Genomic DNA, 25,061 nt, shown 5'->3' on the forward strand with positions numbered 1-25,061 from the left:
CTTGATATATTAATGGAACGAATGGAAGTAATCACTTGGCAGCATTCTGAGTCGATGCCATATCCGCAAAAATCGAGTTGCGATCAATGCGTATTTTTACACCGGCTGCAATTTCCAGCACCACCACGTTGTCTTCCAGTTCCTTGATCTTTCCATAGATACCTCCGGCGGTCACGACAGACTGTCCGACTTCCAGATTCTTACGGAAGTTCATTATTTCCTTTTGTTTCTTGTTTTGAGGACGAATCATGAAGAAGTACATGATTGCAAAGATTGCCACCATCATAATGATGAAGGACAAGCTGCTTCCGCCCCCCTGCAATAATACTGTCATTAGGTTCATAGCGTTTTCTTTGTGTGTGTTTAAAATAACGTTTAATTATCGGTCGAACAAATATAAATCAATTCTTTGTCAACTTGCCTTCTTTTTTCAATTGATTAACAATTGCATCCAACATTCCATTGATGAATCCAGGACTCTTCGGCGTACTGTAGAGCTTTGCCAGTTCCACATACTCATTGAGCGAAACACTCACCGGTATATTCGGAAAACTGAGAATCTCAGCCAATGCGATTTGCATGATAATCAGGTCCATGAATGCTACACGGTCCAAGTTCCAATTACGCGTATTTTCCATCATCAGATGGCGGTAGTAATCAGCATTCAGAATCGTACGACGGAACAAACGGCGTGCGTATTCCTGATCTTCTTCATCCTTATATTCGGGAAGCAAAGGCTGCTTGGCTCCAAGCTTAACATCAAAACGCTTGATGGTCTTCAGCACGAAAGTATCGACAATCTCCTTATCATCGTTCCAATAAAGGCTCTGTTCCTCCAACAATACATCCAACTCGGGATTGTTAAAAATCAGATTCTTATAAATCTTTCTCCACAATTCCCAATCAGCCTCATAAGAGCGGTAGGGATCTGCCATATATTCCTGATAATACTCTGTTTCCTGAATCTTCTCATAGAATGATTTCACGAACTCTTCATCATTGTCCCAGCTCTTCTTTTGTGTCTCGGTAAAGGCACACAACTGCTCGTTGCACTCCAATTGCGCTACAAATCTGTTTTCAATGAATTTCATGTTGGGATTTAATTCTTCAGGAGTGGGGCGCATCTTGCTCTTCCCGGCCAATACACATTTCTCTGCATATTTAGTCACTTCGACCATGAGAAGCAATAAATAGTTGTATAAGTCGTAAGCTTTGTTTAGGCTAAAAAACAATTCTTTTTCAGCTGTGTCCAAATTCTTACCGCCATTCTGGTAATAAGCGTAGACAATCTGTACAACTTTCAAACGAATAAGAGCTCTGTTAATCATAACGGTTATTTAAATTCTTGTATTAGAGTGTGCAAATTTACATAAATTCCACATATCCCTATAATATACACCTGACTTTTTCTCACATCCTCCACATTTCTTTCTGTGACTGCCAGTAAAAATTCATTCCTGTGAATCGGAGAATCCCATATACCTTATTATATAGTATTCATTGGGAACCGACGGTACTAATGGCAAGAGACCTTCCCCTCATCAAGAGCGCACACACCACAACGTCCGCAGGCCAAACCCTTCAAGTTGCATTTTTCAAAAAAAGAAATATGGAGCAATCACTTTTTCACACACAAGCTTGGCTAATTAGAAAAAATTAGCCACCTTTGAAGCACATTTTTATATTTTAAGTTATGGAAGAGTTTAAAAAGAAAGGTGCTGTTGATGCAGACAAAGAGATTGTATTCTCAAGGGCTATCAAAGCCGGAAAACGCATATATTATCTGGATGTAAAAAAGAACCGTAAGGATGAAATGTTCTTAGCCATCACTGAAAGTAAGAAAGTCGTGTCTGGCGAAGGGGACGATTCACAAGTCAGTTTTGAAAAACACAAGATATTCCTATACAAAGAAGACTTCGAGAAGTTCATGAACGGCCTTCATGAAGCCATCGGATTCATAGAACAGGAACAGGGACCTATAGAGCCGAAGCATGGCAACAGTAATACCGAAAATGAGACTGAGACTGCCCCGATGTCAGATGAAATTAAAATAGACATAGACTTTTAGAGCCACCTGTTTGGATATTTCACTGAAAAAGCGTACTTTTGCGCCGCTTTTTGACACATCGTGTGATGGTGAATTAAGCAAAACAAACTTAATTTAGAGTAACACAAACATTTACGACAATGAAAACTATCGACGTAAAAGGTACAGCCAGACCTGAAACTGGCAAGAAATCGACACGCGAAATCCGTAAAGCCGGTAGCGTTCCCTGCAACCTCTATGGTACTAAGAAAGATGAAAATGGCAATATCGTTGCAACTTCTTTCACTGTACCCAATGAAGGACTCCGCAACCTGATTTACACTCCGCACATCTACACTGTAAACTTGGACATTGACGGCAAGACCTGCAAAGCCATCATGAAAGAGATCCAGTTCCACCCGGTAAAAGACAACGTGCTTCACGTTGACTTCTACGAAATCACCGAGGATCAGCCCATCGTTATGGAAGTTCCGGTTCAGCTCGAAGGTTTGGCTGAAGGTGTACGTGCTGGTGGTAAGTTGCAGCTGCAGGTTCGTAAGCTGAAAGTAAAAGCTACTTACGACAAGATTCCTGAAAGACTGGTTGTTGACGTAACCAGCCTGGGTCTTGGCAAAACAATCAAAGTGGGCGAATTGTCCTTCGAAGGATTGGAAATCCTGAATGCCAAGGAAACCGTTGTCTGCGCTGTTAAGTTGACGCGTGCCGCAATGGGTGCTGCTGCCAAGGCAAACTAATGCTTTTGACAAAACCTTTTAATCCTCATCAATGAAATATTTGATTGTAGGGCTGGGAAACATCGGTGATGAATACCGGGATACCCGCCATAACATAGGATTTAACGTATTGGATGCCTTTGCAAAGGCATCCAATATTGTTTTTAAGGATGGACGCTACGGAGCGACGGCTGATTTATCACTCAAGGGAAGGCAGCTTGTATTACTCAAACCTTCCACTTACATGAATTTAAGTGGCAACGCCGTCCGCTACTGGATGCAACAAGAGAAAGTCCCACTGGAGAATGTACTGATTGTAGTCGATGATTTGGCCCTGCCGTTTGGCACCCTGCGTCTGAAACCTAAAGGAAGCGATGCCGGACACAATGGATTAAAACATATCGCAGCGACATTGGGCACGGAGAATTATGCCCGCTTGCGCTTTGGAATAGGTAACAATTTCCCTAAAGGTGCACAGATAGACTATGTGCTGGGACACTTCAGCGAAGAAGAAAAACAGCAAATGGGTGAACGGATAGATACCGCCTGCGAGATCATCAAAAGCTTTTGCCTTGCAGGTATCGCCATCACCATGAATCAATTCAACAAGAAATGAGTGAAGCCAGAATAGACAAATGGCTGTGGGCTACGCGCATCTTCAAGACACGCACCATTGCAGCTGAAGCTTGTAAAAAAGGACGTATCAGTGTAAACGGAAGCCAGGTGAAACCATCGCGTATGGTGAAACCGGGAGAAGTAATTCAGGTACGCAAACCGCCTGTCACCTACTCATTCAAGGTTCTTCAGGCTATTGAGAAGCGGGTCGGCGCCAAGCTTGTTCCTGAAATTTTGGAAAATGTCACAACACCTGACCAATATGAATTGCTGGAAATGAACCGTATCAGCGGATTCGTGGATCGGGCACGAGGAACCGGTCGTCCGACGAAAAAGGAACGTCGCAGCTTGGATAAGTTCAATGAACCTGAATTCCTGGAAGACCTTGACTTCGACTTTGATTTTGATGAAGAAGACGAAGAAGAGAACAATCAGCCTGAATAACTTCAGCTGGCTATGGGAAAAGATGGATGGCAAGCTACTGCGACAAATTCCAGTGTACAATACACTTAAAATTATGCTATATTTCAGGAGTGCAAACACGGGATATCCGCGATTGCACTCCTGATTTTTTTACTTTGATTGAATCGTAAATGACTTAAGCCTCTCCAAATCTCCATTGAATACATTCATATCCACTCTCCCCTTAATACCGGGCAAGAGTCCCAAATCCGTGTGTTGCCAGAAAGCCCATTCACCCTGATACGTCAATGAGTCCACATAATAATGGGCAATCCAGAAAGGATAAGTATCGAGAGAGTCATCACTCAAATAGCGTTCCTTAAATTTGCGGGATGTATAAATTATCGGCTTTACCCCGTAATGCTGTTCCACTCGCTTCAACCAGTTCTTCACTTCCAGACGCAACGAGTCTTCACTATAATTTCCACGTGTCTCTACATCAAGGACCGGTGGTAAGTCATTCACAGTCAGTTCAACCTGCTGACAAAAGAAGTCAGCCTGTTTAATGGCAGATGAAGTATTGCTGAAAAAATGGTATGCTCCACGAATAAACCCGTGTTCACGCGCCCTGACAAAATTATGCTGAAACGTCGAATCAATCCAGTCGGAGCCTTCAGTAGCCTTCATAAATACAAAATGAATTCCCGAACCGGTATGCTCCGCCTTTGCCAGCTCCCCCCAATCAATGCTACCCTGATGATGAGAGATGTCTATTCCATGTACGACCGGATGACCCGCATACATGTCCCCAAAATCCCATCGGTAGAAATAGGGCTTCAAATAATAGGTATATAGAATACAGCAGTAGATGACAACAACTATGCCGGTACCAGTCCAAATGAGCCAACGTGGTGTTTCTGCCCATAACCGCCAGCCTTTCCGACTATTCTTCCTCTTTCTGTTCTTCTTCCCTGCAGTAACCGACCGCACCTTCCGCCGTGAAGAAGAAGATGCCGAATTACGCTTTACACTACGCGTCTTACGCACCGGCCTATTGACTGCATCCATCGGAGTTCTTGACACCATAACTTACTATATTCTACAAGAAAACGCAGATTTCCGCATTTCATTCATCAGCGGAAACCTGCGCTCTTTCCTATTTGCTGCTGCAAAGTTAATCAGCTTTTTCTAACTGCAATGTTTTTGTCGGCTTATCACACAGTTCAGAAGGACCAAAATATTGTATCGGACCCGGGAAGACATATTCCGTCTCACGTGCCCACTCCTCACGGTGGGAAGCAAACTCCTTGAAAGGACGTCCCTCCAAGTCTACCAAAGCCTTCTTGATAACCGGATGCTCTTTTCCACGACGATGCTCCACATTCAGCATCATGCTTAGAGGAGCTCCTCCGGCAACCCATTCATTGGCAGGTGCAACCGTATTGCGTACCGACGCCATGTAACCGGTCTTACCCGCAAAAATCAACTGGGCAGCCGTGCATCCCAGTGCGTAACAATAATCAGCATCGTAATTGGATGGGAAACCGCAACGACCTTCATAGCCTAAGAAGTGATGCTGGGTTGCGAACTTCCCGACATACTTCCCTTCTGCCTTCCACTGAGCCAACTTCGTTCCGACCATGGAGGAAAGCAATACTTCCGTTTCAATACGCGAAACGCAGACATTACCATGGGGATCACGGTCAAGCGTCAGCTGAGCTGCCACGCTCTCAGGCAGACTGGCAAAAATTGCCGCATTTTTAGTCGACAGGCGGGAAATCACCCAATTACGCTGTTCCGACTGCTTGGCGGTCTGTCCTTCCGTCGTATCTGCCAACAAGTCGTTCAATTCCGCAATCAGACTCTTCATGGCCGGGATGAACTCAATCAGACCTTCCGGAATGAGCACCGTACCAAAGTTCAATCCACGTTCCGCACGTTCTGCGACAGCCTTGGCTATATAGGTTACGATATCATCCAAGGTCTGATTCTTGGCAGCGACCTCTTCGGAGATAATACAGATGTTCGGCTGGGTCTGTAGAGCACATTCCAATGCAATGTGCGATGCCGAACGTCCCATTAATTTAATAAAGTGCCAATATTTACGGGTGGAATTACAATCACGCTCAATGTTTCCGATAATCTCTGAATAAATTTTACAGGTTGTATCAAAGCCAAAGGATGCCTCCACAATATCATTCTTCAAGTCACCATCAATGGTTTTCGGGCAACCGATTACCTGAATGCCAGCCTGTTTAGCCTGATAATATTCTGCCAGAATAGCAGCATTCGTATTTGAATCGTCTCCTCCTACAATAACGAGCGCCTTGATATCGAGCTTCTTCATGATTTCCAAGCCTTTTTCAAACTGTTCTTCTTTCTCCAGCTTGGTGCGTCCGGTACCTATCAAGTCAAAACCACCTGTATTCCGATACTCATCGATGATGTCAGCAGTCAGCTCTTTGTATTCATGATTAATCAATCCGCCGGGACCCAGGATGAAACCGAAAAGACGACTATCTTTGTTGCTCGTTTTCAATCCATCATACAAACCTGAAATGACGTTGTGTCCACCCGGTGCAGGACCTCCGGATAGTATAATACCTACATTGATAGCAGGATACTCTTTTTGCTTCGTACTCTCTACAAACCGAAGAATTGGCATTCCATAGGTGTTGGGAAACAATTTCTTCAACTCTTCTTTGTGTGTTGCCGGTTCTGTTTTGCCAAGTTCGACCACTTCAATGGCTCCTCGCAAAGCTTTTGGCAGTTTGGGCTGATACGATTTTCTCGCCAGTTGAAGTGTACTCTGTGTATTATTCATGTTTTTACATTTTAAAAGGTCAATCTATTAACTTTCCTTATATGTGAGCAAATTTCGTTGATTTTTCTGAATAATAAAAATAAAATCCATATCTTTACCGGAAAAGATTTCAAGTATTAACTCTAAACACTTACAATTATGGCAAATAAACGGACTTTAAAGAAAACAATTAACTATATCGCCGGAGAATTATTTACGGAGTGCGTCGTATTGAAAAGCTTTATTCCCGAGGTGAACGTGGAGAAGACCAACGACATTATGACAAAAGTATTGTACATGCAAGATGAATTCCTGCGTCGTGCCAACCACCCGGAACCCGGAAATGTCAAAGGCTATTACAAGAAACTGCGCGAAGACTTCAACAAGCAACTGCATGCCCTCATTGAAGAAATCGGCACCTTACACTAATGGCATGGTAACTGATGAAGAAAGCCATCTACAGCTTTATTTATCATAAACTCTTGGGATGGAAGCATAAGGTTTCCATCCCCGATTATGATAAGTACATCATTTGCGCCGCTCCGCATACATCCAATTGGGACCTGCTCATTGGCAAACTTTTCTACGGAGCCATCGGACGAAAGACATTCTTCATGATGAAAAAAGAATGGTTTTTCGAACCGCTAGGGTCATTCTTTCGCTTTATCGGAGGGATTCCCGTCAACCGGAGCAAGAAGAACTCCCTGGTAGACCAAATGGCAGAAGAAGCCACTTCACGCAAGACATTCCATCTGGCTATCACACCCGAAGGTACCCGCTCAGCCAACGGAGACTGGAAGAAAGGATTCTACTACATCGCATTCAAGGCACAAATCCCCATCCTGCTCGCAGGTATTGATTACCGGACTAAATGTATCACCATCGAAAAGGAAGTGTTCCCCTCCGGCAATATCGAGGAGGACATGCGCACCATCAAAACCTATTTCAAGAGATTCCAAGGCAAACATCCTGAGAACTTTACCACTGGAGATATTTAATCACTCGCAATGAAACACATCGGCATCCTCCTTATGCTCGCAGCTTGTAGCTTCGGCACGGGCGTCCATGCCCAAGGATTGGAACGGACCGTCGAAGAACGGCTCAAGGACTTTTTCTCAAACTACTCCACTTCACAAGCTCATATTGGGAAGAGCAGCCTGAAGTCTTTCCGGCTGGACAATCAGAAACGAACCCTATCCATCTACTCCAATGCCAACTTCGGCTATCAACCCTTTACCGAAGAGAACGTCAAGGGCATCTATCGTTCCGTCAAGCAGTCGCTGCCCGGACCTGTCAACTACTATGATATCAAGATTTATGCCGACGGACGTCCCATCGAGGAACTTGTTCCTAATGCGTTACGCCGTCGGAGTGACCGGGACAAGAGCCGTCTGTGGGAAGACATCCGCTACGAGAGTGCCCCATGGGTGCACAATGCATCGCGTCCGTTTGACATCGGACGGGGACTGACAAACTGCCACATCGCTTTATGGCAAAGCCACGGGAAGTATTTCAAGAACGACAAGAACGAATGGAGCTGGCAACGCCCCCGCCTGTTCTGTACCACGGAAGACCTGTTCACACAGTCGTTCGTCGTCCCTTATCTGATACCGATGCTCGAAAACGCGGGTGCTGTCGTATTCACACCACGTGAACGTGACTGGCAGAAACGGGAAGTGATTGTCGATAATGACACCGATTCGCCGGGCTCCATCTACTACGAAGATACCAACCGTCGAAGTCGGTGGAAGAATGGCATGGGAACGGGATTTGCCCAACTGAAACAGGTTTATCTGGACGGGGAAAATCCGTTCAATGACGGCAGCGTCCGTATCGTACCCACCACACAACGGAAAAAGGCACAGACCTTTGCCGAATGGATTCCGAACATCCCGGAAACAGGACGCTATGCAGTCTATGTGTCTTACCGCACACAACCGGAAAGCGTCACTGATGCCAAATACCTGGTATTCCATAAAGGTGGAGTCACTGAGTTTACCGTCAACCAACAAATGGGAGGCGGCACCTGGGTCTACCTGGGCACCTTCGAGTTTGACAAAGGAAACAACGACTACGGCATGGTCGTACTGAGCAACGAGAGCCGTGAACAGGGAGTCGTCTGCGCTGATGCCGTACGTTTCGGCGGAGGCATGGGGAATATCGCCCGGGGGAACAGCCCTTCTGCTGCCCGTGTGAGCGGCCTGCCCCGTTACCTGGAGGGAGCACGCTATCAGGCGCAATGGAGCGGTATGCCCTATCAGGTCTACGGCGGAAGAAAAGGCAGCAATGATTATCCGGATGACATCAACACGCGCTCCAACATGCTCAACTATCTCTCAGGGGGTTCTGTCTACAATCCCGGACAGCAAGGACTGAAAGTGCCTTTTGAACTCAGTCTCGCCTTACACAGCGATGCCGGATTCTCTGAAGAAAATGAGCTCATCGGCTCACTGGGCATCTACACCACGGACTTCAATGAGGGCAGACTGGCAGCGGGATTGTCCCGCTATGCTTCGCGTGATTTGGCAGATATGGTCTTGTCTGGCTTGAAACGTGACATCAGCAGCACATTCAATATTGATTGGGCACGGCGCTCGATGTGGAACCGCAACTACAGCGAAACGCGACTCCCCTCCGTACCTTCGATGATTCTGGAGATGCTTTCCCACCAGAACTTTGCAGACATGAAGCTTGGGCACGACCCGCGTTTCAAATTTACGGTGGCACGCTCGGTCTATAAATCCATATTGAAATACGAAGCCGTCATGCACGACAGGGATTATGAAGTGCAACCACTGCCGGTAGACCATTTTGCCATCCGCTTCACCGGGAAGAAAAACACGGTGCAACTGACCTGGTCCCCGGTGAACGACCCTCTCGAACCAAGTGCATCCCCCCGGGAATACGTGGTCTACACACGCATCGGCTATGGAGGATTTGATAACGGAGAAATCGTACGCGGGACCTCATTCACCAAGAAGCTGGAACCGGGACTGGTATACAGTTTCAAAGTGACGGCTGTGAACCGTGGCGGAGAAAGCTTCCCGTCCGAAATCCTATCCGCCTATCAGGCACAACGCAGCCGGGGGACAGTCCTCATCGTGAATGGCTTCGACCGGCTGAGCGGACCAGCCACGGTCGAAACGACCAACCTGCAAGGCTTTGACCTCCGCACTGACCCGGGAGTGCCTTATCTCTACAGCCCTGCCTTCTGTGGCAACCAACTCTGCTTTGACAAGGACGGCATCGGCAAGGAAACGGCTGACGGACTGGGTTACAGCAACAGCAACCTGGAAGGTAAACTGATTGCCGGAAACACCTTTGACTATCCTTTTATTCATGGTAAAGCCATCCAGGCTGCCGGACGCTATTCGTTCGTGTCATGCAGCGATGAGGCTGTTGAAGACGGACGGGTCCGGTTGACGGATTATCACATGGTAGACCTGATTCTTGGCGTGGAGCTGTCTCCGTTCTCACCTGCCCTGAAACGTGCCCTCAGCCACTACTGCCAGAACGGAGGACGTCTGTTCGTCAGTGGGTCCCATCTGGACAAGGAGACAGACCGAGCGTTTACCAATCTGCTGAAATACATTCCGGTGGATAACCTGCTTCATTCCCAGGAAGCCGAAGTCTTCGGTACGGGCATCCGCTTCCGGCTGCCCCGCACAGCCAACGAACAGACCTATGCAGTCCCCTCTCCTGCCTGCATTGCTCCCCTCTCTCCTGCCATCCAAAGCTTTATCTATCCCGGGAGCAATCAGGGGGCAGGCATTGCCTATCGTGGGACAGACTACCGCACGTTCATCCTGGGATTTCCTTTCGAAAGCATCTCGGATGAAGGAAGCCGTGCCCACATCATGTCCGGCATCCTGCATTACTTTGAGGACTGATTCTCGTCTGCACATACGCTGAGAACTCAATAAGCACGGGTGACGCAGATTGTTTCCGAACGCCACCGGCAGCCTGCAGGAGATTACCTTTTCCCCATCACGCATCATCAGCAAACTGCTGTAGTACAAACACACGCATGCCGGTCTGCCCGCAGCTTCTACGGACAGACCGGCATGAAATGAAAGAAGTATCACTTATCCGCAGTGGAAGAAACGACGTACCAGGGCCAGCATCTGATTGCTGTCCTTGCTGACGGTCTCATGCAACCGCGTGTCATCAAAGGCACGGAGGGTGCGGATGATGCCGTCAATCATGCGCGGACTGAACACACCTGCCTCCTCATAGACTTCCCGCTGGCGTTCCAGGCAGGCAGCCGAGTCGACACAACATACGGGCAACTGCTCCAGGGCAGCAAGCTTGGCTGCATTTTCAGCCTTGTGGATGTCCACATTCACATACTTGTCAGCCGCAATCCGCAGCGCTTCCTCCTTCGGCATCTCCAGACCATGGCGGCAAGCGACGCACAGACCTGCCATCAGCTGGTACACATCCGCCGAACTGTCAGGAGAACGCATCTCGACAGTCTGCTTCTGAGTCGTGTCATAGTGTGCGGGAGTCTCCAAGGGATTAGCCAAGGCACTCATGTCCTTGTCAGCCGTCCATCCCAAGGGTACACGGACGAGCACAGAGCGGTTGCGGTCTCCCCAGCAGACGTTCGTCGGCGCTTCCTGGTGGGGCACCAGACGGAAGTAGGATGTCGGATTCTTGTTGCCGAAGGCGGTAATCGACGGTGCCAGCACCATCATGCCGGCAATGGCACGACGGGCTTCCTCTGACAGTTCTCCGTTGTGGAGCATGCAGTTGCTCCCCTCCTTCATCATACGCATGTGAATATGCAAGCCCGAACCGGCTTTCCCGACCGTAATCTTCGGGGCAAAAGTCACATTCAGTTCATGACGCCACGCCAGGTTGCGGATGACCCACTTGGCAAGCATCAGCTGGTCAGCTGCCGACTCCACCGGGTTCGGCAGGAACTCGATTTCATTCTGCTCATAGACCTTGCCGTCCAGTGTGAAGTTGCCCACTTCGGAGTGCCCATACTTGATTTGTCCTCCCGTCTGGGCAATGTAGGTCATGCACTGTTTGCGGAACTCGTTGAACTTGGCGTATGGAGCCGACTCATGGTAACCACGCTGGTCGGTAGCCGGGAACATGCCGTCGTCCTCGGCAATGACGTAGTATTCCAGTTCACCCATTGCCTCGAATGTCATCCCGGTGGATGCAGTGAAAGCCTGTGCGGCACGGTGCAGCGTCTGTTCAGGAGAACAGTCCAACGGCTCTCCCTCCTTATTGAAATAAGAACAAAGCATGCAAAGGGTCGGAATCTCGGCAAACGGGTCCATGAATGCCGTGCGGAAACGGGGAATGACATACAAGTCGCTGTTGCCGGCTTCGATAAATGAGGGGAAGAGGCTGGAACCGTCCACCCGTTCGCCACTCGTCAGGATAGCCTCCAGGTAAGCCCGGTTATTAATCATGAAGTTCAGCGTCTTCATGCGCCCGTCCTCGGCAGGATACATGAAGTTCACCATACGGATGCCCTTTTCTTCAATATAGGTCAGAATGTCTGCCTTTGTGAATTCGGCGGCAGGTTTCTGCAAGAATGCAACCAGTGGGTTGGCATTCATCTCAATCTCTTTGTTCATAACTCATGTGTTTTTAATGATATTATGGCAATACGACCGATTGCCGTGACAAATGTAATCATTAAACGGGTTCAAACAAGGGATTGAAGCGTTATTTTAATAACAAAATGTCAGAATTCAGCTAACGAAGCTCCCGCCACAGGTGGAGCAGCGCCGTCACGGGATGATGCCACAACATACGCGGTCCGGCATAACGCATCACGGCGCGCATCCTTTCCCGCTGGTCCGGCTTGTAGCAATGGATGCGGCACTGACGGCAACTGCCCTTCGCTTCTCCAAACGGGCAGTGCGACAAACGGCTGTGTGCATAGGCCAGGAGTTCCTGACACGACGGACACAGTTCGGCATGGGCTTCCTTCCCCCGGCAGTAAAGGCGAATCATCCGTTCGACAATCTGCTTCTCATCTGCTATGCGTGAATACTGTTCCATAAAGAAAGCGTTACATTGAATCTCTGCAAAGATAACAGTACTTCGTAAATATCATGCCATCCGTCCGGTAGAAATGCAGGAACAGGAGCTGAAGGTCCCGGGATAAAGCCGACATGAGTACGGCATCGATGAGATACAAGCCGGGCTTATACAGACCAAAGTATTATACTTAGGTAGGCTAAGTATTATACTTAGGGTGCCTAAGTATTATACTTTGCTCCGTCTATCCGCCACTTATACGATATCTCGGAAGCACATGGACGGGATTAACCCATCGTTTCCCCGGACCGGAGCACCTACAGAAAGAGGGCATGTCAATCGGAGCCTCAAGCCCGCCTTTGACATACCCTCTCTTTAGTCTCTTTAATGTTTATCTCCTACAAAAACATAGTGTGTAATTAGTCCCTTTAATAATATGTCTGTTTTTCCATAGGTGTGAATGGTTGTTTCTCTTTAAAGCCTCCCAGAGGGGTGAAATCAGGATGATTGTTTCTTTCGTCCTTGCACTTGCAAAGGTATCCGAAAGCTGTTAAAACACCCGACAAAGACTTCTCAAACCCTCCGAAAAGGGCATAAAAAGCACCCTAATACACCCTAAAATCACCCTAAAAACGCATTCATGCCCATATTTTCCCCGTCAGGGTGGAAAATATGAGCATGACAGACGCACTTAATTGAAATAGTAGAGGAAGGTGGCAATGCCCTCCAGGGCCTTCTTGGAGGCACCTTCGATCTCAATGACGAATTTGATTTCTGCTTTTGCCACTCCGCGCAGGTTGGCCAGCGAGTGCAGGGTAGCGACCAGACGGAGGCGGTCTCCGGTCAGGACAGCCTGCCCAAACTTCATCTTATCGATACCATAGTTGATCATCATCTTCAGGTTGTTCACCTCAATAATCTGATTCCAGAAATAAGGCAACAGCGACAGGGTCAGATAACCGTGCGCGATGGTCGATTTGAAGGGGCTCTCCACCTTGGCACGTTCCGGGTCGACGTGAATCCACTGGTGGTCGAGCGTCGCATCAGCAAACTGATTGATGCGTTCCTGAGTGACTTGCAGGTAATCGGACTTACCAATCTCCTGTCCGAGCAGTTTTGCAAAGTCCTCATAAGAGTTGATAATTACTTTACTCATAACGGTCTTCTTATTTTAATGACTGATATTTAGCATCTGTCTGACAAGTGTCAGTATCGGACCATCCGCCGCGGATTCCCATGCCAGGAACATCCCAGGCAAAAGACTTCCTCCAGGTTGAATCCGTCCAGGGAGGCTTCCGGGTCCTTCGGGACAATCTGTCCGTTGTCGGTCACATACACAGGAAGGCGGTCGCCTTTCTCATTCTTCACATACACTGCCGCAACCTTACACTGCGGGCATACCAATTTACGCATAAAATCAATTGTTTAAAGTTTCGCATCGGCTCAGCCTGCCGACTGAGCGTGCACAGGTTTAGTTATTCATCACGACACCCCGACTCTTCAAACGGCGATAAATCACTATAAAAGTCGGGACAAGAAACAGGTCGGCAGCCATCCATGCCGTCGGGTCACCGAAGCAGACGGCAATGTAACCGAAGGCAGGCACGGCAAGCACACTCACCAGAATACGGGCAATCATCTCCGACACTCCCGACAGCATCGCCAGTGTGGTATACCCCACTCCCTGAATGCTGTATCGCAGGATGCACAGCAGTCCCAACATGGGGAAGAAGGTCGCAGCGACATGCAGGAACAGCTCGGTGTCCTTGATTATCTCGACTTCGGAGGCTGACACAAACAGCAATGCCATGTACTTGGCACCGAACCACAGGATAAAGAAGTTAGCCACGACATAGACTCCCATCAGCAAAAAGCTCGCTTTGATGCCAGACCAGATGCGTTCGGGCTTGCCTGCCCCGTAGTTCTGTCCGCAATAGGTTGCCATCGCCATACCCAGGCTCTCCAGCGGACAGAGGAAGAACATCTTGATATGCATGGCGGAAGTGAAGGCTGCCACGCAGGCTGTTCCCAATGCATTGTTGGCACTTTGCAACATGATGCTGCCAATGGCGGTGATGGAGAACTGCAATCCCATAGGAACCCCGATACCCAGCATGTTCAATGCCAACCGACGGTCAAACCGACGTTCGGAGGGTGTGGCTTGCAGAATCTCGAACTTCCGCATCATGTAGTGATAACAGAGGAAAGCCGACAAGCCCTGGGAGACGACCGTGGCTATCGAAGCACCCGCCACTCCCCATCCCAACACCAGGATACAGAAAAGGTCGAGCAGAATATTGAGGATGGTGGAAAACAACAGGAACCAGAACGGTGTCTTACTGTCTCCCAACGCACGGATGATGCAGGAAAACAGGTTGTAGAAGAACGTACAAGGCACACCGATAAAGGTAATGAGCAGGTACAGGTACGCATCGTAGAAGATATTTTCAGGAGTACGCATCGTACGCAGGATAAAGGCACAAAGCAGACTCGTCACAATGGCGATCAGGACCGACATGACCATCGTCAGCTTCAAGCTCGCCCACACATACTTGCGCATCGTCGAATAGTCATGCGCTCCGAACTTCTGGGCAATCGGAATGCCGAAGCCTCCACAACAGCCGTTGCAGAACCCGAGAATCAGGAAGATGACCGAGCTGCTTGCCCCGACGGAAGCGAGGGCATTTATACCTAAGAACTTACCCACGATGGCAGCATCAACCAATGAATAGGTCTGCTGCAACAGGTTGCCTAATAACAGCGGAAGGGTGAAGTTCAAAATCAGAGGCAATGGAGCCCCTGACGTCATTTCTTTTGTGGATGCCATAGAGTCTTTGTCCTAAAAAATCGTGCAAAGATACACAAAAGGTCAAAGAGGTTGTCCCGAAGTGATTGTTAAAAAGTGCTTGTATCCTATAAAGCAAAGGTGCGCCGGACCAGCCTGTAAGCTATTCCCGGCACACCTCTTATGTCAGTCTTCTTCCGAATGTCAGAACGTGAATTTCTCCATCTTCATCTGACAGAGCTGTTCGATCTTCGGAACCAATGTCTTGAAATGCCCACTCGCCGAATGTGCCGCCAGAGCGGTTTCATCGGTCCATGTTTCGCAAATCAGCAAGACATCGGGACGTGTGGAACTTTCAAACAGGTCGTATGCCACACAACCTTTGTCTTTCAGGGAAGCTGCAACCAGCTCCTTTGCCACATTAATCACTTCGGCACGTTGTGCCTCTTTCACTTGGATAAAAACATTCAATCTAATCATAGTGTCATTATTTGGGTCAATCATATCAATAGTGTTCCATCGCACGCAGCGCCTCATCGTATTCGATCGTGATTTCCTTCATGACTTCAGCCACGGTCTGTGACTGACGGAAGAGGGAAGCCACCTGCCCCAGCTCCAGTTCGCCATTCTCCAGGTCACCTTCGAAGATTCCCAGCTTCGCACGTCCGCGTCCCAACAGTTCACGCAGCTCATCGGCAGAAGCTCCACGGGCCTCCGCCTCCTCCACAGCCTGCCGGAAACCGCCTTTCACCAGACGGGTCGGCGACAGCTTCTTCAGTAGCAACTTCGTATCTCCTTCTTCCAGGAAGAGTCCGTGTGCCTTGAATCCCGGATGGGCGGAACTTTCCTCCGTCAGGGCAAACCGCGTGCCTATCTGCACACCTTCCGCTCCCAGAGCCATGGCTGCCAGCATCCCCCGTCCTGTCCCGATGCCGCCTGCGGCAATCAAAGGCAGGGAAGTGGCACGTCTGACGGCCGGGATGAGACAGAGGGTTGTCGTCTCCTCGCGTCCGTTATGTCCTCCGGCTTCAAAACCTTCAGCTACCACGGCATCCACTCCCGCCTCTTCGCACTTGCGGGCAAACTTCGACGACGACACCACATGCACCACCGTCATGCCATGTTCTTTCAGGAAGGGGGTCCACAACTTGGGATTACCGGCGGAGGTAAAGACAATCTTCACCTCCTCCTCGACCAGCAGGTTCATGATTTCCTCAATCTGAGGATACATCAGAGGCACATTCACCCCAAAGGGACGGTCGGTAGCTTTCCGGCATTTCTGTATATGCTCACGCAACGTGTCGGGATGCATCGAGCCTGCGCCCAGCAACCCCAGTCCACCCGCATTGCTCACAGCAGACGCCAGACGCCAGCCGCTGCACCACACCATACCACCTTGGATGATGGGATGCTCTACTTGAAACAAAGAAGTGATTCGGTTCATAAATGGATATTCGAGATTAGGTTAAAATTGTCATTGCTTGGGATAGCCCACGGGATTGTTCAGCAGTGGTATCTGATGGTCAGCCAGGTTCAGCAGCCGACGTACAGCCGGTTCGTCCATCGAAGCCCTCGGCACCGTGCACAGCCCCACGGAGGAGCAGAAGAGATTCACGTTCTGCGACACAATGCCGGCGTCCATGGCGGCCATCAGCTTCACACGCTCTCCGGTCATTTCAAAACGGGACAGATCCGACACAAAGAGCAGAATCACCGGGAATGCCTTTACAAAGTCCTGTGTCCGTGCCGGAGAGGGAGGCCCGGCGAGCACTTCCCGATGGTCGCCCTCGGCCACCGGCTGCAAAGCATGACGCTGCGGGAGGTACAGGAACACGCCTTCATCGGTGAACACATACACATCGATGTCCTGCTTGTTCAGTGCCGAAGGAGCCGTACGCCGTCCTTCCTCCGGACGGTTGATGCCATTGGCTGCCCATATCACATCCGACAAGTCACGAAGGCTGAGTTCCTCCGGCGAACATTCACGCACCGACACACGGTCGGAGAGAGCTTTCATCACTGCAGTTCCCCTGGTCTTGTCCGGTTCGGGAAGCTGTATTTCCTTCAAATCCTGTGCTTCGGCCAATGTCATGCAGCCCATTGCCACAGCAGCCATAATCAGTTTCTTCATAGGTCATTCGTCTTTATACGTCGACGAATATAGCAGATTCTTTCGATACAACACTGTTTAAGGTCGTTAAAACATTGCAGCCTGCTCCACTTTTATCCAATGTCCCGTAACCGGATGACGGAATTCCAGTTTCTCGGCATGCAAATAGAGTCTGTCGGCTGCATGTCCGTAGAGCGCATCCCCCACGATGGGAGCATCCAATCCCAGGGGATGGGCAGCATGCACCCGGAGCTGGTGCGTCCGCCCGGTCAAGGGGTAAAGAGCAATCCGGGTATGTCCTGCCGCATCTTGCTCCATCACCTCATAGCGGGTCACGGCAGGCTTGCCATATTCCTCACTTACCAGCTGACGCGGACGATTATCCGGGTCGGGACATAAAGGCAACCGGACGAAACCCGACTGCGGCGACACCTCTCCGTCCAGCAACGCCACATACCGTTTCTTCACGGCACGTGTCTCAAACTGAGCCTGCAAGGCTGCATGTACTTCCTTGGTCTTCGCCAACAGAAGCAGTCCGGATGTCGCCATGTCAAGCCGATGCACGACCAGCGGTCCTGTCGCTTGCGGACAATAACGGCGCATCCATTCCCAGACAGAGAGTTGCCCATCCTTCCCGGGGACGGACAGCATGCCTGCCGGCTTATCGACGACCAGCAAATAATCATCTTCCCACACGACACGGACGTTCTCCCTGTATTGCGGAAGTGCCAAAGGATTCGGGTCGACCTCCAACCCCTCCAGCATGTGCTTCAGGATGGGCTCACACTTGGTACGGCAAGCAGGATAGTAATAACCGTGGCGTCGTAATTCATTCTTTGGAGAACCTCCCCACCAGAACTCAGCCATACAGACCGGATGAAGCTGATGGAGGTAGGCATACTGCAACAGCTTCGGCGCGGCACACTCTCCGGCTCCTGCCGGAGGGACCGAGCGTCCGGCTTCCTGGAAAATGGTACATAAATCTTTCGCTTCTCCCCTGGCGTTCAACATACGGAACTGACTGAACAGAGCCTGTTGCAATGCCGCCGACCGCCGGTGCCTCTCCTGTCTCCATGCCTCCAAGCGGGCATCATACTGCTGCAATGCCTGTCGGCAGGCGGCTATCTTCTCCATCCAACGGCGTTCAAGTCGTTTATATTCCGCCTTCTGATGCTGGCTTTCGCGTACCAGCCTGCCCTGTTCTGCTTCGCTCAGGCTCCCCTGTCTACGCTGGAGGTTGCGGGCGGCCTTTGCCTCTGCCAGCCGGGTCCGCTCTTTTTCCAATTCACACTTCGACTGCTGTTCAGCCTCATCCAAAGCCCATTGTGCTGTCCGGTAGGCTTCACTCGTCCGTAACGCTTCCACACGATGGTTGATGGCAGAGATACGACTCTCCTCTTCCCGGAAAAATCCATCCGGACGCAATAAGTCATAGACCGGAGGAACAAAGTACGTGTGCATGTTCTTTCCGGCAAGAATCCCGGAGAAAGCAGCCAAAAAGCCAAGCTGTCCATCCGTATCCTTCACGACAAGGACTCCAAACATTTTCCCTTCCGATAACTCTTCAGCCCAGTCACCCCGGGTGGAAAGGTAGGCTTGCACTTGTTTCACTGCCTGCACACATAGCGGATGGGGGACGTAATGGAAGGGATACGTAAAACGTGCTGGAAGAGGGATTGCCTGTACGTCTGACTCAAAATGATGTATATGGGACTGCATGATTCTATACCTTATATTATATATACGCTACATTGGAAGAAACCGTTTGGGCTTGCAAAGATAAGCAATGACGGGGAGGAAGAGAAACATGCGTTTGCTCAATTAGTTGAAATTTCCGGGAGAGATATTAGGCTATCTGAAAGTTTATACATACATTTGGATAATCTTCTAAAACACATTCAAATGAACATTGAACATTATCCCGAACGGAAACGCTTCCAGACAGTCGTGGACGGAATCACGGCTTACGTCACTTATACCATAGAGGCAGACGCCTTGGACATACGGCACACCATCGTCCCGATGGAAATCGAAGGACGGGGCATTGCCTCCGCTCTCGTACGTACCGCTTACGACTATGCACGCAGTCAGGGGCTCAAGCCTGTAGCTACCTGTTCGTATGCTGCCGTATGGCTTAAAAGGCATCCGGAATACGGAGGCACGGAGAGTAAGGACTTTGGCGGTACAGACAGCTGTGCCCTGTAGGAATCATCATTTCATTCATTTCTAAACTGCTCTCCTTATGAAGTTGTGCCCTGTTTTCCTCCTTGCCTGTCTGCATGTGGCATTTGCCGGATGCAAACACACTCCTTCCGACACGATTCCCGTAGTGCCGGATACCCTTCGTGTGGACACAATCGCACCCCCTCCGGCTCCTAAACCGTTACTGACGGCTGGAGATATCGAAGTAAAAAAAGAACTGCTCTACGACAAGTATACCCTAGAGGATACCTACCCATACAAAGACACGACAAGGAGCTTTAAATGGGAAACAATCCGCGAGAAGCTGGCTATCGTGGAAAACATGCAGCGGGATACAACTGAAAAGTGGCTCGTCATGCAGAATTACAAGAATCGTAACCGGGAAGCTCCGGTTGTACGCAACTACCGGCGCAATTCATACGGCAGGGTTGCCGATACACTCGGTGTAGAACGCTACCAGTCAGTACCGCTCTATCTGCCTGAAGACACAGTGACGCCTGAACGCTACGGGAAAGATGGCACGTTGGCTTACCACAGTGGAAAAGAGGGAAGCTTCATCCGCATCCGTCCCGTAGAAATCGAAGGCGAATGGCTTGTCCCCGAACGTTATCTGAAGCCACTGCCCGACAGTACACGGTTTCATCATGTCATCATCGTGGACCGGGGCGACCAGAACATAGCCACCCTGGAACGCATGGCGGAAGGACAATGGGAAGTGCGCAGCATGAATCCTTGTACAACCGGCAGAAGATTGCCGCCCTATGCCCAACCCACTCCATTGGGCATGTATCTGCTGCAGGAACAAAAACGCCGGATGGTCTATCTCAAAGACGGGTCGCCGGACAAAGGGGGCTTTGCTCCTTATGCCAGCCGTTTCACCAACGGTGCCTATATCCATGGAGTACCGGTCAATGTGCCCCGAACGAGCGAGATTGAATACAGCTACTCCCTGGGGACGACTCCCCGCTCCCACATGTGTGTACGCTGCGCCACATCCCATGCCGGATTTATCTACGGATGGGCTCCGGTCGGACAATCGCTTGTCATTGTCATCGAATGAGGTTACACAGGTCATTTTTAACGTATTGCATGAGTTCTTATCAAAGAAAATGATTTATATTTGCGCCGAATTTAGCCCAAGAACTACATGCACAAGACAATCCTTATCCTCATTTCTCTCTTCATCCCGGCATTGTTTGTCCTGACAGGCAGTGCTTCCGTAGAACCCGCTCCTGCTCTCCAGCCCACGGAGGACGCATCCGTAGACAGCTGTGAGATGCTTTATGAGAAGCTCCATCTGGACAGTGTGGTCAGTCGGAGGGCTTTCCGGCAAGCCGTGGAGGGATACAAGAAGATTGAGCAACGGAGAAAGGATATACTTACCCTCATTGACTTCTCAAAACCTTCCACAGAGCAGCGGCTGTTTGTCATCGACATGAAAGCCGAACAAGTCCTTTTTGCCACAGTCGTGTCACATGGCAAGAACAGCGGTGGCAATTATGCGACTTCCTTTTCCAACGAAGAAGGGTCTCTGAAGAGCTCCTTGGGCTTTTACCTGACCGGAGAGACCTACAAGGGACGTAACGGATACTCCCTAATCCTCGACGGACTGGAGAAAGGCATCAATGACCGGGCTCGCCAACGTGCCATCGTGATGCATGGCGCCGCCTATTCCAATCCGTCGGTAATCCGTGCAAACGGACGTTTAGGGCGCAGCTTCGGCTGCCCGGCTGTTCCACAGGCTCTGTCGCGTCCCATCATCGACGCCATCAAGGGCGGCAGTGTACTCTATATTTATGCTCCAATCCCTGAGTATCTGGCACAAAGCAGCATCCTAACCCCTCGTCCTCATGCGTAAGCCCCATCCCTGCTTACACGACGTCATCAGGTGGAGCATCCTATTCCTGTTACTTGCGTTTATCTTCACTTGCCGGTTTCATGCGGCAACAGGCGAATGGTATGCCATCCATATTTATCCGGTTGTTTCACTCACATTATCCCGGATTGCCTCCATCGTGCCTTTTTCACTTGAAGAGCTTTTGGCTGTCGGGGTACTCATCGGCAGCATCATCGGTGTCTTGCTGGCACGCCGACGGAGACGGAAGGTGCGCTTCATCCTCATCCGGCTGCTGGAAACGGCTGCCTGGCTCTACGTATGGTTCTACATCGGCTGGGGAGCAAACTACTTCCGTGCCTCCTTCTATGAACGCCTCCACGTAGAACCAGCCAACTACGAGGAACAAGCCTTCCGCTCGTTCCTGCAAACGTATACCGACAGCCTCAACGCCAGCTACATCCGCATAGACAGCCTCAATCCGATATCCACACAACGACTCATCCAGGCCCAATATCGGTCACTGCCCACGCACTACGGTTTACAGGCTCCACAGGAATGGCAAATACCCAAACGACTCTGTTTCAACAGGCTCTATTCCGGTGTCGGCGTACTGGGATTCATGGGGCCTTTCTTTTCCGAAATGCAGCTCAACGAGGACCTTCTCCCGTCGCAATACCCCTTCACCTATGCCCATGAACTGTCTCACCTGTTAGGCATCAGCAGTGAGGCCGAAGCCAACTATTGGGCTTTCCGCACCTGCATACATACAGACAATCCTGCCATCCGCTACAGTGGCTACATCGGACTGCTACCCTATGTCATCATAAATGCCCGTGCCACCTTACCTGCTGAAGATTATCGTCTTTGGGCACTCACCATACGGCAAGAGGTTGTCCGCGAGATGGGGCAACGCAGCGACTATTGGAAAGAGCGCTACAGTCCCTTCATCGGCGCAATCCAAGATAAAGTGTATGATCTCTTTCTCAAAGGGAATCGGGTGTCGACCGGAAAGAAGAACTATGCAGAGGTCATCCAAATGGTGATGTCTGCCGGAGTATGAACGAAAATCACGGCTAATGCTTTCTTCCATAGGACAAAGAACATATCTTTGCGCATCACTATGCCCGACTAGACAGAAATAAATCGAGGGACACAGCAATGTGTTTGCCATGTCCCTCGTCATTCTATTCAGATAGCGTCGTATTACTTGATAACTCCCAATTCCTTGCCAACCTTAATGAAAGCAGCAACTGCCTTATCAAGGTGTGCACGCTCATGACCGGCAGACAACTGTACTCGGATACGTGCCTGTCCCTTCGGAACAACAGGATAATAGAAGCCTGTCACATAAATGCCCTCTTCCTGCATGCGTGCGGCAAAGTCCTGTGACAACTTGGCATCATACAGCATCACTGCGCAGATGGCAGACTGAGTCGGCTTGATATCAAATCCGGCAGCCAGCATCTTGTCACGGAAATACGTTACGTTCTCCACCAGCTTGTCATGCAAAGCATTGCTTTCCTTCAACATCTTGAACATCTCCAGGCTGGCGCCCACGATGGCAGGAGCCACCGAGTTGGAGAACAGATAAGGACGTGAACGCTGGCGCAACATGTCGATGATTTCCTTCCGGCCTGTCGTGAATCCACCCATGGCACCACCAAAGGCTTTGCCCAAAGTTCCGGTAAAGATATCCACACGGCCGTAGACACCAAACTGCTCTGCCACACCGTGTCCCGTCGGACCTACGACACCGGCGGAATGCGATTCGTCCACCATGACCAGCGCATCATACTTTTCAGCCAACTCGCAAATCTTGTCCATCGGGGCTACATTGCCGTCCATTGAGAAGACACCATCGGTCGCAATGATGCGGTGACGTTGGGCCTGTGCCTCCTGAAGGCAGCGCTCCAGGTCTGCCATGTCCGCATTGGCATAGCGATAACGTTTGGCCTTGCAGAGTCGTACACCGTCAATGATGGAAGCATGATTGAGTGCATCAGAGATGATGGCATCCTCTTCGGTAAAGAGCGGTTCAAACAATCCACCGTTCGCATCAAAGCAGGCAGCATAGAGAATGGTATCTTCCGTTTTGAAATAATCGGAAATAGCAGCCTCCAATTGTTTGTGCAAATCTTGCGTTCCACAGATGAAACGGACCGAAGACATACCATATCCATGGGTGTCCATTGCACGCTTGGCTGCCTCGATGAGGCGCTTGTTGTCTGAGAGGCCAAGATAGTTGTTTGCACAGAAATTCAATACATCAGTTCCGGCATTGACTTTTATGTCGGCACGTTGGGGAGTCGTAATCACACGTTCATTCTTATACAATCCGGCTTCGCGGATGCTGTCCAATTCCTGAGTCAGGAATTCTTTCATTTTACCGTACATAGTCTTTTACTTGTTTATGTTGATACTGACAAAGTTCTACTTTTTTTTCGAACTTTCACTAAAAAACCTCCACTTTTTTTCACGCCATATACAAATATTGCCTTACCTTTGTTTCCAAAAGTAACTTAAAAACATCAACAGGTGATATGAAAAACGTATTGATTATCGGTTCTACCGGTCAGATAGGCTCAGAGCTGACCATGAAGCTCAGGAGCATCTATACCAATGGTAATATCGTAGCCGGTTACATCCCGGGAGCTGAACCCAAAGGCGAGCTGAAGGAGAGCGGACCTTCTGCCCTTGTAGACATCACCAATCCCCAACAGATTGCCGATGCCGTCGAGAAATACCAGATTGACACTATTTACAACCTAGCCGCCCTGTTGTCTGCCGTGGCTGAAGCCAAGCCGCAACTGGCATGGAAGATTGGCGTAGGTGGACTCTTCAACACGCTGGAAGTGGCACGCGAAAAGAGATGTGCCGTCTTTACTCCCAGCTCCATCGGTTCATTCGGTCCTGAAACTCCGAAAGACAAAACACCGCAAGACACCATCCGCAATCCACGGACCATGTATGGTGTGACTAAAGTTACAGGAGAGATGCTGAGCGACTACTATTTCCGTCATTTCGGCGTAGACACCCGCTCGGTACGCTTCCCCGGTCTGATCTCTTACGTGACTCCCCCGGGAGGAGGCACTACAGACTATGCCGTAGACATCTACTATGCGGCAGCCAAGGGTGAGAAATTCCTCTGCCCCATCGCCGCCGGCACTTTCATGGACATGATGTATATGCCCGACGCCCTGCGTGCCGCCATTGAAATCATGGAAGCCGACCCGTCCAAGTTCATCCACCGCAACTCTTTCAACATCGCGTCCATGAGCTTTGACCCGGAAATCATTTACCACAAAATCAAGGAATATCGTCCTGACTTCCAAATGGAATATCAGGTTGACCCGCTCCGTCAGAGCATTGCCGAGTCATGGCCGAACTCCCTCGACGACACTTGCGCCCGGGAGGAATGGGGTTGGAAACCCGAATATGACCTGGATGCCATGACCCGCGACATGCTGGACAAGCTCAGCGCCCGTTTTGGTAAGCAACAATAAACGGTAGCACAATACCTATTGCATCAAGCCGGAGACGG

The 25,061-nt window shown here is 49.8% G+C and carries 26 protein-coding genes; 12 read left to right on the top strand and 14 right to left on the bottom strand.

Going from position 1 to position 25,061, the window contains the following annotated elements; all coding sequences use genetic code 11:
* Positions 1 to 31: 31 nt before the first annotated feature.
* Together yajC and nusB are read right to left on the bottom strand one after the other, a co-directional pair.
* On the bottom strand, positions 32 to 343 hold the full coding sequence (gene yajC / locus C8275_RS10295; RefSeq protein WP_106485043.1) for a preprotein translocase subunit YajC: 312 nt from the start codon (positions 341 to 343) through the stop codon (positions 32 to 34).
* A 58-nt stretch (positions 344 to 401) separates the two neighbouring features.
* Positions 402 to 1,328: a transcription antitermination factor NusB gene (gene nusB / locus C8275_RS10300; protein WP_106485044.1), complete on the bottom strand. Its 927-nt coding sequence runs from the start codon at positions 1,326 to 1,328 to the stop codon at positions 402 to 404.
* Between the two features lie 365 nt (positions 1,329 to 1,693).
* Between nusB and C8275_RS10305 the strand changes: the two genes are divergently transcribed.
* From C8275_RS10305 to C8275_RS10320, 4 genes are all read left to right on the top strand, one after another.
* Complete coding sequence (locus C8275_RS10305) at positions 1,694 to 2,068, top strand: PUR family DNA/RNA-binding protein (RefSeq protein WP_106485045.1); 375 nt, start codon at positions 1,694 to 1,696, stop codon at positions 2,066 to 2,068.
* Between the two features lie 119 nt (positions 2,069 to 2,187).
* Positions 2,188 to 2,781 carry a 50S ribosomal protein L25/general stress protein Ctc gene (locus C8275_RS10310; RefSeq protein WP_022385732.1) on the top strand — a complete coding sequence of 198 codons (594 nt, stop codon included), beginning with the start codon at positions 2,188 to 2,190 and terminating at the stop codon, positions 2,779 to 2,781.
* Positions 2,782 to 2,812: 31 nt separating this feature from the next.
* Positions 2,813 to 3,376 carry an aminoacyl-tRNA hydrolase gene (pth, locus tag C8275_RS10315; protein WP_106485046.1) on the top strand — a complete coding sequence of 188 codons (564 nt, stop codon included), beginning with the start codon at positions 2,813 to 2,815 and terminating at the stop codon, positions 3,374 to 3,376.
* Positions 3,373 to 3,819, top strand: coding sequence for an RNA-binding S4 domain-containing protein (locus C8275_RS10320; RefSeq protein WP_106485047.1), 447 nt, complete (start codon positions 3,373 to 3,375; stop codon positions 3,817 to 3,819). Before pth ends, C8275_RS10320 begins: the two co-directional genes overlap by 4 nt.
* 129 nt (positions 3,820 to 3,948) lie before the next feature.
* Here the strand turns inward: C8275_RS10320 and C8275_RS10325 are convergent, their stop codons facing one another.
* Complete coding sequence (locus C8275_RS10325; RefSeq protein WP_369861215.1) at positions 3,949 to 4,845, bottom strand: glycoside hydrolase family 25 protein; 897 nt, start codon at positions 4,843 to 4,845, stop codon at positions 3,949 to 3,951.
* A 106-nt stretch (positions 4,846 to 4,951) separates the two neighbouring features.
* Positions 4,952 to 6,601 carry a diphosphate--fructose-6-phosphate 1-phosphotransferase gene (locus tag C8275_RS10330; RefSeq protein WP_106485049.1) on the bottom strand — a complete coding sequence of 550 codons (1,650 nt, stop codon included), beginning with the start codon at positions 6,599 to 6,601 and terminating at the stop codon, positions 4,952 to 4,954.
* A gap of 138 nt (positions 6,602 to 6,739) precedes the next feature.
* Here C8275_RS10330 and C8275_RS10335 point away from each other — a divergent pair, with 138 nt between their 5' ends.
* Genes C8275_RS10335 through C8275_RS10345 form a run of 3 tightly spaced genes read left to right on the top strand, consistent with a single transcriptional unit; the run spans position 6,740 to position 10,470 of the window.
* Positions 6,740 to 7,009 (top strand): hypothetical protein, encoded by a 270-nt coding sequence (locus C8275_RS10335; RefSeq protein WP_022385738.1) that lies wholly within the window; start codon positions 6,740 to 6,742, stop codon positions 7,007 to 7,009.
* A gap of 14 nt (positions 7,010 to 7,023) precedes the next feature.
* Positions 7,024 to 7,578, top strand: coding sequence for a 1-acyl-sn-glycerol-3-phosphate acyltransferase (locus tag C8275_RS10340; protein ID WP_106485050.1), 555 nt, complete (start codon positions 7,024 to 7,026; stop codon positions 7,576 to 7,578).
* Positions 7,579 to 7,587: 9 nt separating this feature from the next.
* Positions 7,588 to 10,470: a xanthan lyase gene (locus tag C8275_RS10345; RefSeq protein ID WP_106485051.1), complete on the top strand. Its 2,883-nt coding sequence runs from the start codon at positions 7,588 to 7,590 to the stop codon at positions 10,468 to 10,470.
* 195 nt (positions 10,471 to 10,665) lie between these two features.
* Here C8275_RS10345 and C8275_RS10350 read toward each other — a convergent pair whose 3' ends face one another.
* From C8275_RS10350 to C8275_RS10390, 9 genes are all read right to left on the bottom strand, one after another.
* Positions 10,666 to 12,177 carry a glutamine synthetase family protein gene (locus C8275_RS10350; protein ID WP_106485052.1) on the bottom strand — a complete coding sequence of 504 codons (1,512 nt, stop codon included), beginning with the start codon at positions 12,175 to 12,177 and terminating at the stop codon, positions 10,666 to 10,668.
* A 121-nt stretch (positions 12,178 to 12,298) separates the two neighbouring features.
* Complete coding sequence (locus C8275_RS10355) at positions 12,299 to 12,607, bottom strand: nitrous oxide-stimulated promoter family protein (protein ID WP_022385743.1); 309 nt, start codon at positions 12,605 to 12,607, stop codon at positions 12,299 to 12,301.
* 670 nt (positions 12,608 to 13,277) lie between these two features.
* Complete coding sequence (locus tag C8275_RS10360) at positions 13,278 to 13,742, bottom strand: MaoC family dehydratase (RefSeq protein ID WP_106485053.1); 465 nt, start codon at positions 13,740 to 13,742, stop codon at positions 13,278 to 13,280.
* A 50-nt stretch (positions 13,743 to 13,792) separates the two neighbouring features.
* The gene (locus C8275_RS10365) at positions 13,793 to 13,999 is read right to left on the bottom strand and encodes a hypothetical protein (RefSeq protein WP_022385745.1); all 207 of its coding nucleotides are present in this window, start codon (positions 13,997 to 13,999) and stop codon (positions 13,793 to 13,795) included.
* A 58-nt stretch (positions 14,000 to 14,057) separates the two neighbouring features.
* On the bottom strand, positions 14,058 to 15,413 hold the full coding sequence (locus C8275_RS10370) for an MATE family efflux transporter (protein ID WP_106485054.1): 1,356 nt from the start codon (positions 15,411 to 15,413) through the stop codon (positions 14,058 to 14,060).
* Positions 15,414 to 15,575: 162 nt separating this feature from the next.
* The gene (locus tag C8275_RS10375; protein ID WP_022385747.1) at positions 15,576 to 15,851 is read right to left on the bottom strand and encodes a putative quinol monooxygenase; all 276 of its coding nucleotides are present in this window, start codon (positions 15,849 to 15,851) and stop codon (positions 15,576 to 15,578) included.
* A 25-nt stretch (positions 15,852 to 15,876) separates the two neighbouring features.
* A complete protein-coding gene (locus C8275_RS10380; protein WP_106485055.1) occupies positions 15,877 to 16,815 on the bottom strand; it encodes a nitronate monooxygenase family protein in 939 nt (312 codons plus the stop codon).
* A 30-nt stretch (positions 16,816 to 16,845) separates the two neighbouring features.
* On the bottom strand, positions 16,846 to 17,502 hold the full coding sequence (locus C8275_RS10385; protein ID WP_106485056.1) for a SagB/ThcOx family dehydrogenase: 657 nt from the start codon (positions 17,500 to 17,502) through the stop codon (positions 16,846 to 16,848).
* 66 nt (positions 17,503 to 17,568) lie between these two features.
* Positions 17,569 to 19,200, bottom strand: a complete 1,632-nt coding sequence (locus tag C8275_RS10390; protein WP_106485057.1) for an RluA family pseudouridine synthase — start codon at positions 19,198 to 19,200, stop codon at positions 17,569 to 17,571.
* A gap of 183 nt (positions 19,201 to 19,383) precedes the next feature.
* Between C8275_RS10390 and C8275_RS10395 the strand changes: the two genes are divergently transcribed.
* The 4 genes from C8275_RS10395 (at position 19,384) to C8275_RS10410 (ending at position 22,580) form a co-directional block, all read left to right on the top strand.
* Entirely contained in the window at positions 19,384 to 19,686 is a 303-nt protein-coding gene (locus C8275_RS10395; protein WP_022385751.1) for a GNAT family N-acetyltransferase, read from the top strand.
* A 37-nt stretch (positions 19,687 to 19,723) separates the two neighbouring features.
* Positions 19,724 to 20,743 carry a L,D-transpeptidase gene (locus C8275_RS10400; RefSeq protein ID WP_106485058.1) on the top strand — a complete coding sequence of 340 codons (1,020 nt, stop codon included), beginning with the start codon at positions 19,724 to 19,726 and terminating at the stop codon, positions 20,741 to 20,743.
* 87 nt (positions 20,744 to 20,830) lie between these two features.
* On the top strand, positions 20,831 to 21,541 hold the full coding sequence (locus C8275_RS10405) for a murein L,D-transpeptidase catalytic domain family protein (RefSeq protein WP_106485059.1): 711 nt from the start codon (positions 20,831 to 20,833) through the stop codon (positions 21,539 to 21,541).
* On the top strand, positions 21,534 to 22,580 hold the full coding sequence (locus C8275_RS10410; protein ID WP_106485060.1) for a DUF3810 domain-containing protein: 1,047 nt from the start codon (positions 21,534 to 21,536) through the stop codon (positions 22,578 to 22,580). The genes C8275_RS10405 and C8275_RS10410 overlap by 8 nt, the downstream gene beginning before the upstream one ends.
* 143 nt (positions 22,581 to 22,723) lie before the next feature.
* On the opposite strand, the gene kbl is transcribed toward C8275_RS10410, so the two are convergent.
* Positions 22,724 to 23,914 (bottom strand): glycine C-acetyltransferase, encoded by a 1,191-nt coding sequence (kbl, locus tag C8275_RS10415; RefSeq protein WP_022385755.1) that lies wholly within the window; start codon positions 23,912 to 23,914, stop codon positions 22,724 to 22,726.
* Positions 23,915 to 24,060: 146 nt separating this feature from the next.
* Here kbl and C8275_RS10420 point away from each other — a divergent pair, with 146 nt between their 5' ends.
* Positions 24,061 to 25,023 (top strand): NAD-dependent epimerase/dehydratase family protein, encoded by a 963-nt coding sequence (locus tag C8275_RS10420; RefSeq protein ID WP_022385756.1) that lies wholly within the window; start codon positions 24,061 to 24,063, stop codon positions 25,021 to 25,023.
* Positions 25,024 to 25,061 lie beyond the last annotated feature (38 nt).

This window comes from Bacteroides sp. Marseille-P3684, from assembly GCF_900291465.1.
Taxonomy (GTDB): domain Bacteria; phylum Bacteroidota; class Bacteroidia; order Bacteroidales; family Bacteroidaceae; genus Phocaeicola_A.

What these genes read in the sequence shown, in the direction of transcription:
- C8275_RS10360 (WP_106485053.1), bottom strand. Translation starts at nt 13,742, where the DNA reads ATGAGTAAAGTAATTATCAACTCTTATGAGGACTTTGCAAAACTGCTC.
- C8275_RS10400 (WP_106485058.1), top strand. Translation starts at nt 19,724, where the DNA reads ATGAAGTTGTGCCCTGTTTTCCTCCTTGCCTGTCTGCATGTGGCATTT.
- C8275_RS10365 (WP_022385745.1), bottom strand. Translation starts at nt 13,999, where the DNA reads ATGCGTAAATTGGTATGCCCGCAGTGTAAGGTTGCGGCAGTGTATGTG.
- C8275_RS10340 (WP_106485050.1), top strand. Translation starts at nt 7,024, where the DNA reads ATGAAGAAAGCCATCTACAGCTTTATTTATCATAAACTCTTGGGATGG.
- C8275_RS10325 (WP_369861215.1), bottom strand. Translation starts at nt 4,845, where the DNA reads ATGGATGCAGTCAATAGGCCGGTGCGTAAGACGCGTAGTGTAAAGCGT.
- C8275_RS10380 (WP_106485055.1), bottom strand. Translation starts at nt 16,815, where the DNA reads ATGAACCGAATCACTTCTTTGTTTCAAGTAGAGCATCCCATCATCCAA.
- C8275_RS10375 (WP_022385747.1), bottom strand. Translation starts at nt 15,851, where the DNA reads ATGATTAGATTGAATGTTTTTATCCAAGTGAAAGAGGCACAACGTGCC.
- C8275_RS10420 (WP_022385756.1), top strand. Translation starts at nt 24,061, where the DNA reads ATGAAAAACGTATTGATTATCGGTTCTACCGGTCAGATAGGCTCAGAG.
- kbl (WP_022385755.1), bottom strand. Translation starts at nt 23,914, where the DNA reads ATGTACGGTAAAATGAAAGAATTCCTGACTCAGGAATTGGACAGCATC.
- C8275_RS10350 (WP_106485052.1), bottom strand. Translation starts at nt 12,177, where the DNA reads ATGAACAAAGAGATTGAGATGAATGCCAACCCACTGGTTGCATTCTTG.
- C8275_RS10405 (WP_106485059.1), top strand. Translation starts at nt 20,831, where the DNA reads ATGCACAAGACAATCCTTATCCTCATTTCTCTCTTCATCCCGGCATTG.
- C8275_RS10345 (WP_106485051.1), top strand. Translation starts at nt 7,588, where the DNA reads ATGAAACACATCGGCATCCTCCTTATGCTCGCAGCTTGTAGCTTCGGC.
- C8275_RS10305 (WP_106485045.1), top strand. Translation starts at nt 1,694, where the DNA reads ATGGAAGAGTTTAAAAAGAAAGGTGCTGTTGATGCAGACAAAGAGATT.
- C8275_RS10335 (WP_022385738.1), top strand. Translation starts at nt 6,740, where the DNA reads ATGGCAAATAAACGGACTTTAAAGAAAACAATTAACTATATCGCCGGA.
- C8275_RS10310 (WP_022385732.1), top strand. Translation starts at nt 2,188, where the DNA reads ATGAAAACTATCGACGTAAAAGGTACAGCCAGACCTGAAACTGGCAAG.
- C8275_RS10395 (WP_022385751.1), top strand. Translation starts at nt 19,384, where the DNA reads ATGAACATTGAACATTATCCCGAACGGAAACGCTTCCAGACAGTCGTG.
- C8275_RS10410 (WP_106485060.1), top strand. Translation starts at nt 21,534, where the DNA reads ATGCGTAAGCCCCATCCCTGCTTACACGACGTCATCAGGTGGAGCATC.
- C8275_RS10355 (WP_022385743.1), bottom strand. Translation starts at nt 12,607, where the DNA reads ATGGAACAGTATTCACGCATAGCAGATGAGAAGCAGATTGTCGAACGG.
- pth (WP_106485046.1), top strand. Translation starts at nt 2,813, where the DNA reads ATGAAATATTTGATTGTAGGGCTGGGAAACATCGGTGATGAATACCGG.
- C8275_RS10385 (WP_106485056.1), bottom strand. Translation starts at nt 17,502, where the DNA reads ATGAAGAAACTGATTATGGCTGCTGTGGCAATGGGCTGCATGACATTG.
- C8275_RS10320 (WP_106485047.1), top strand. Translation starts at nt 3,373, where the DNA reads ATGAGTGAAGCCAGAATAGACAAATGGCTGTGGGCTACGCGCATCTTC.
- C8275_RS10330 (WP_106485049.1), bottom strand. Translation starts at nt 6,601, where the DNA reads ATGAATAATACACAGAGTACACTTCAACTGGCGAGAAAATCGTATCAG.
- yajC (WP_106485043.1), bottom strand. Translation starts at nt 343, where the DNA reads ATGAACCTAATGACAGTATTATTGCAGGGGGGCGGAAGCAGCTTGTCC.
- nusB (WP_106485044.1), bottom strand. Translation starts at nt 1,328, where the DNA reads ATGATTAACAGAGCTCTTATTCGTTTGAAAGTTGTACAGATTGTCTAC.
- C8275_RS10370 (WP_106485054.1), bottom strand. Translation starts at nt 15,413, where the DNA reads ATGGCATCCACAAAAGAAATGACGTCAGGGGCTCCATTGCCTCTGATT.
- C8275_RS10390 (WP_106485057.1), bottom strand. Translation starts at nt 19,200, where the DNA reads ATGCAGTCCCATATACATCATTTTGAGTCAGACGTACAGGCAATCCCT.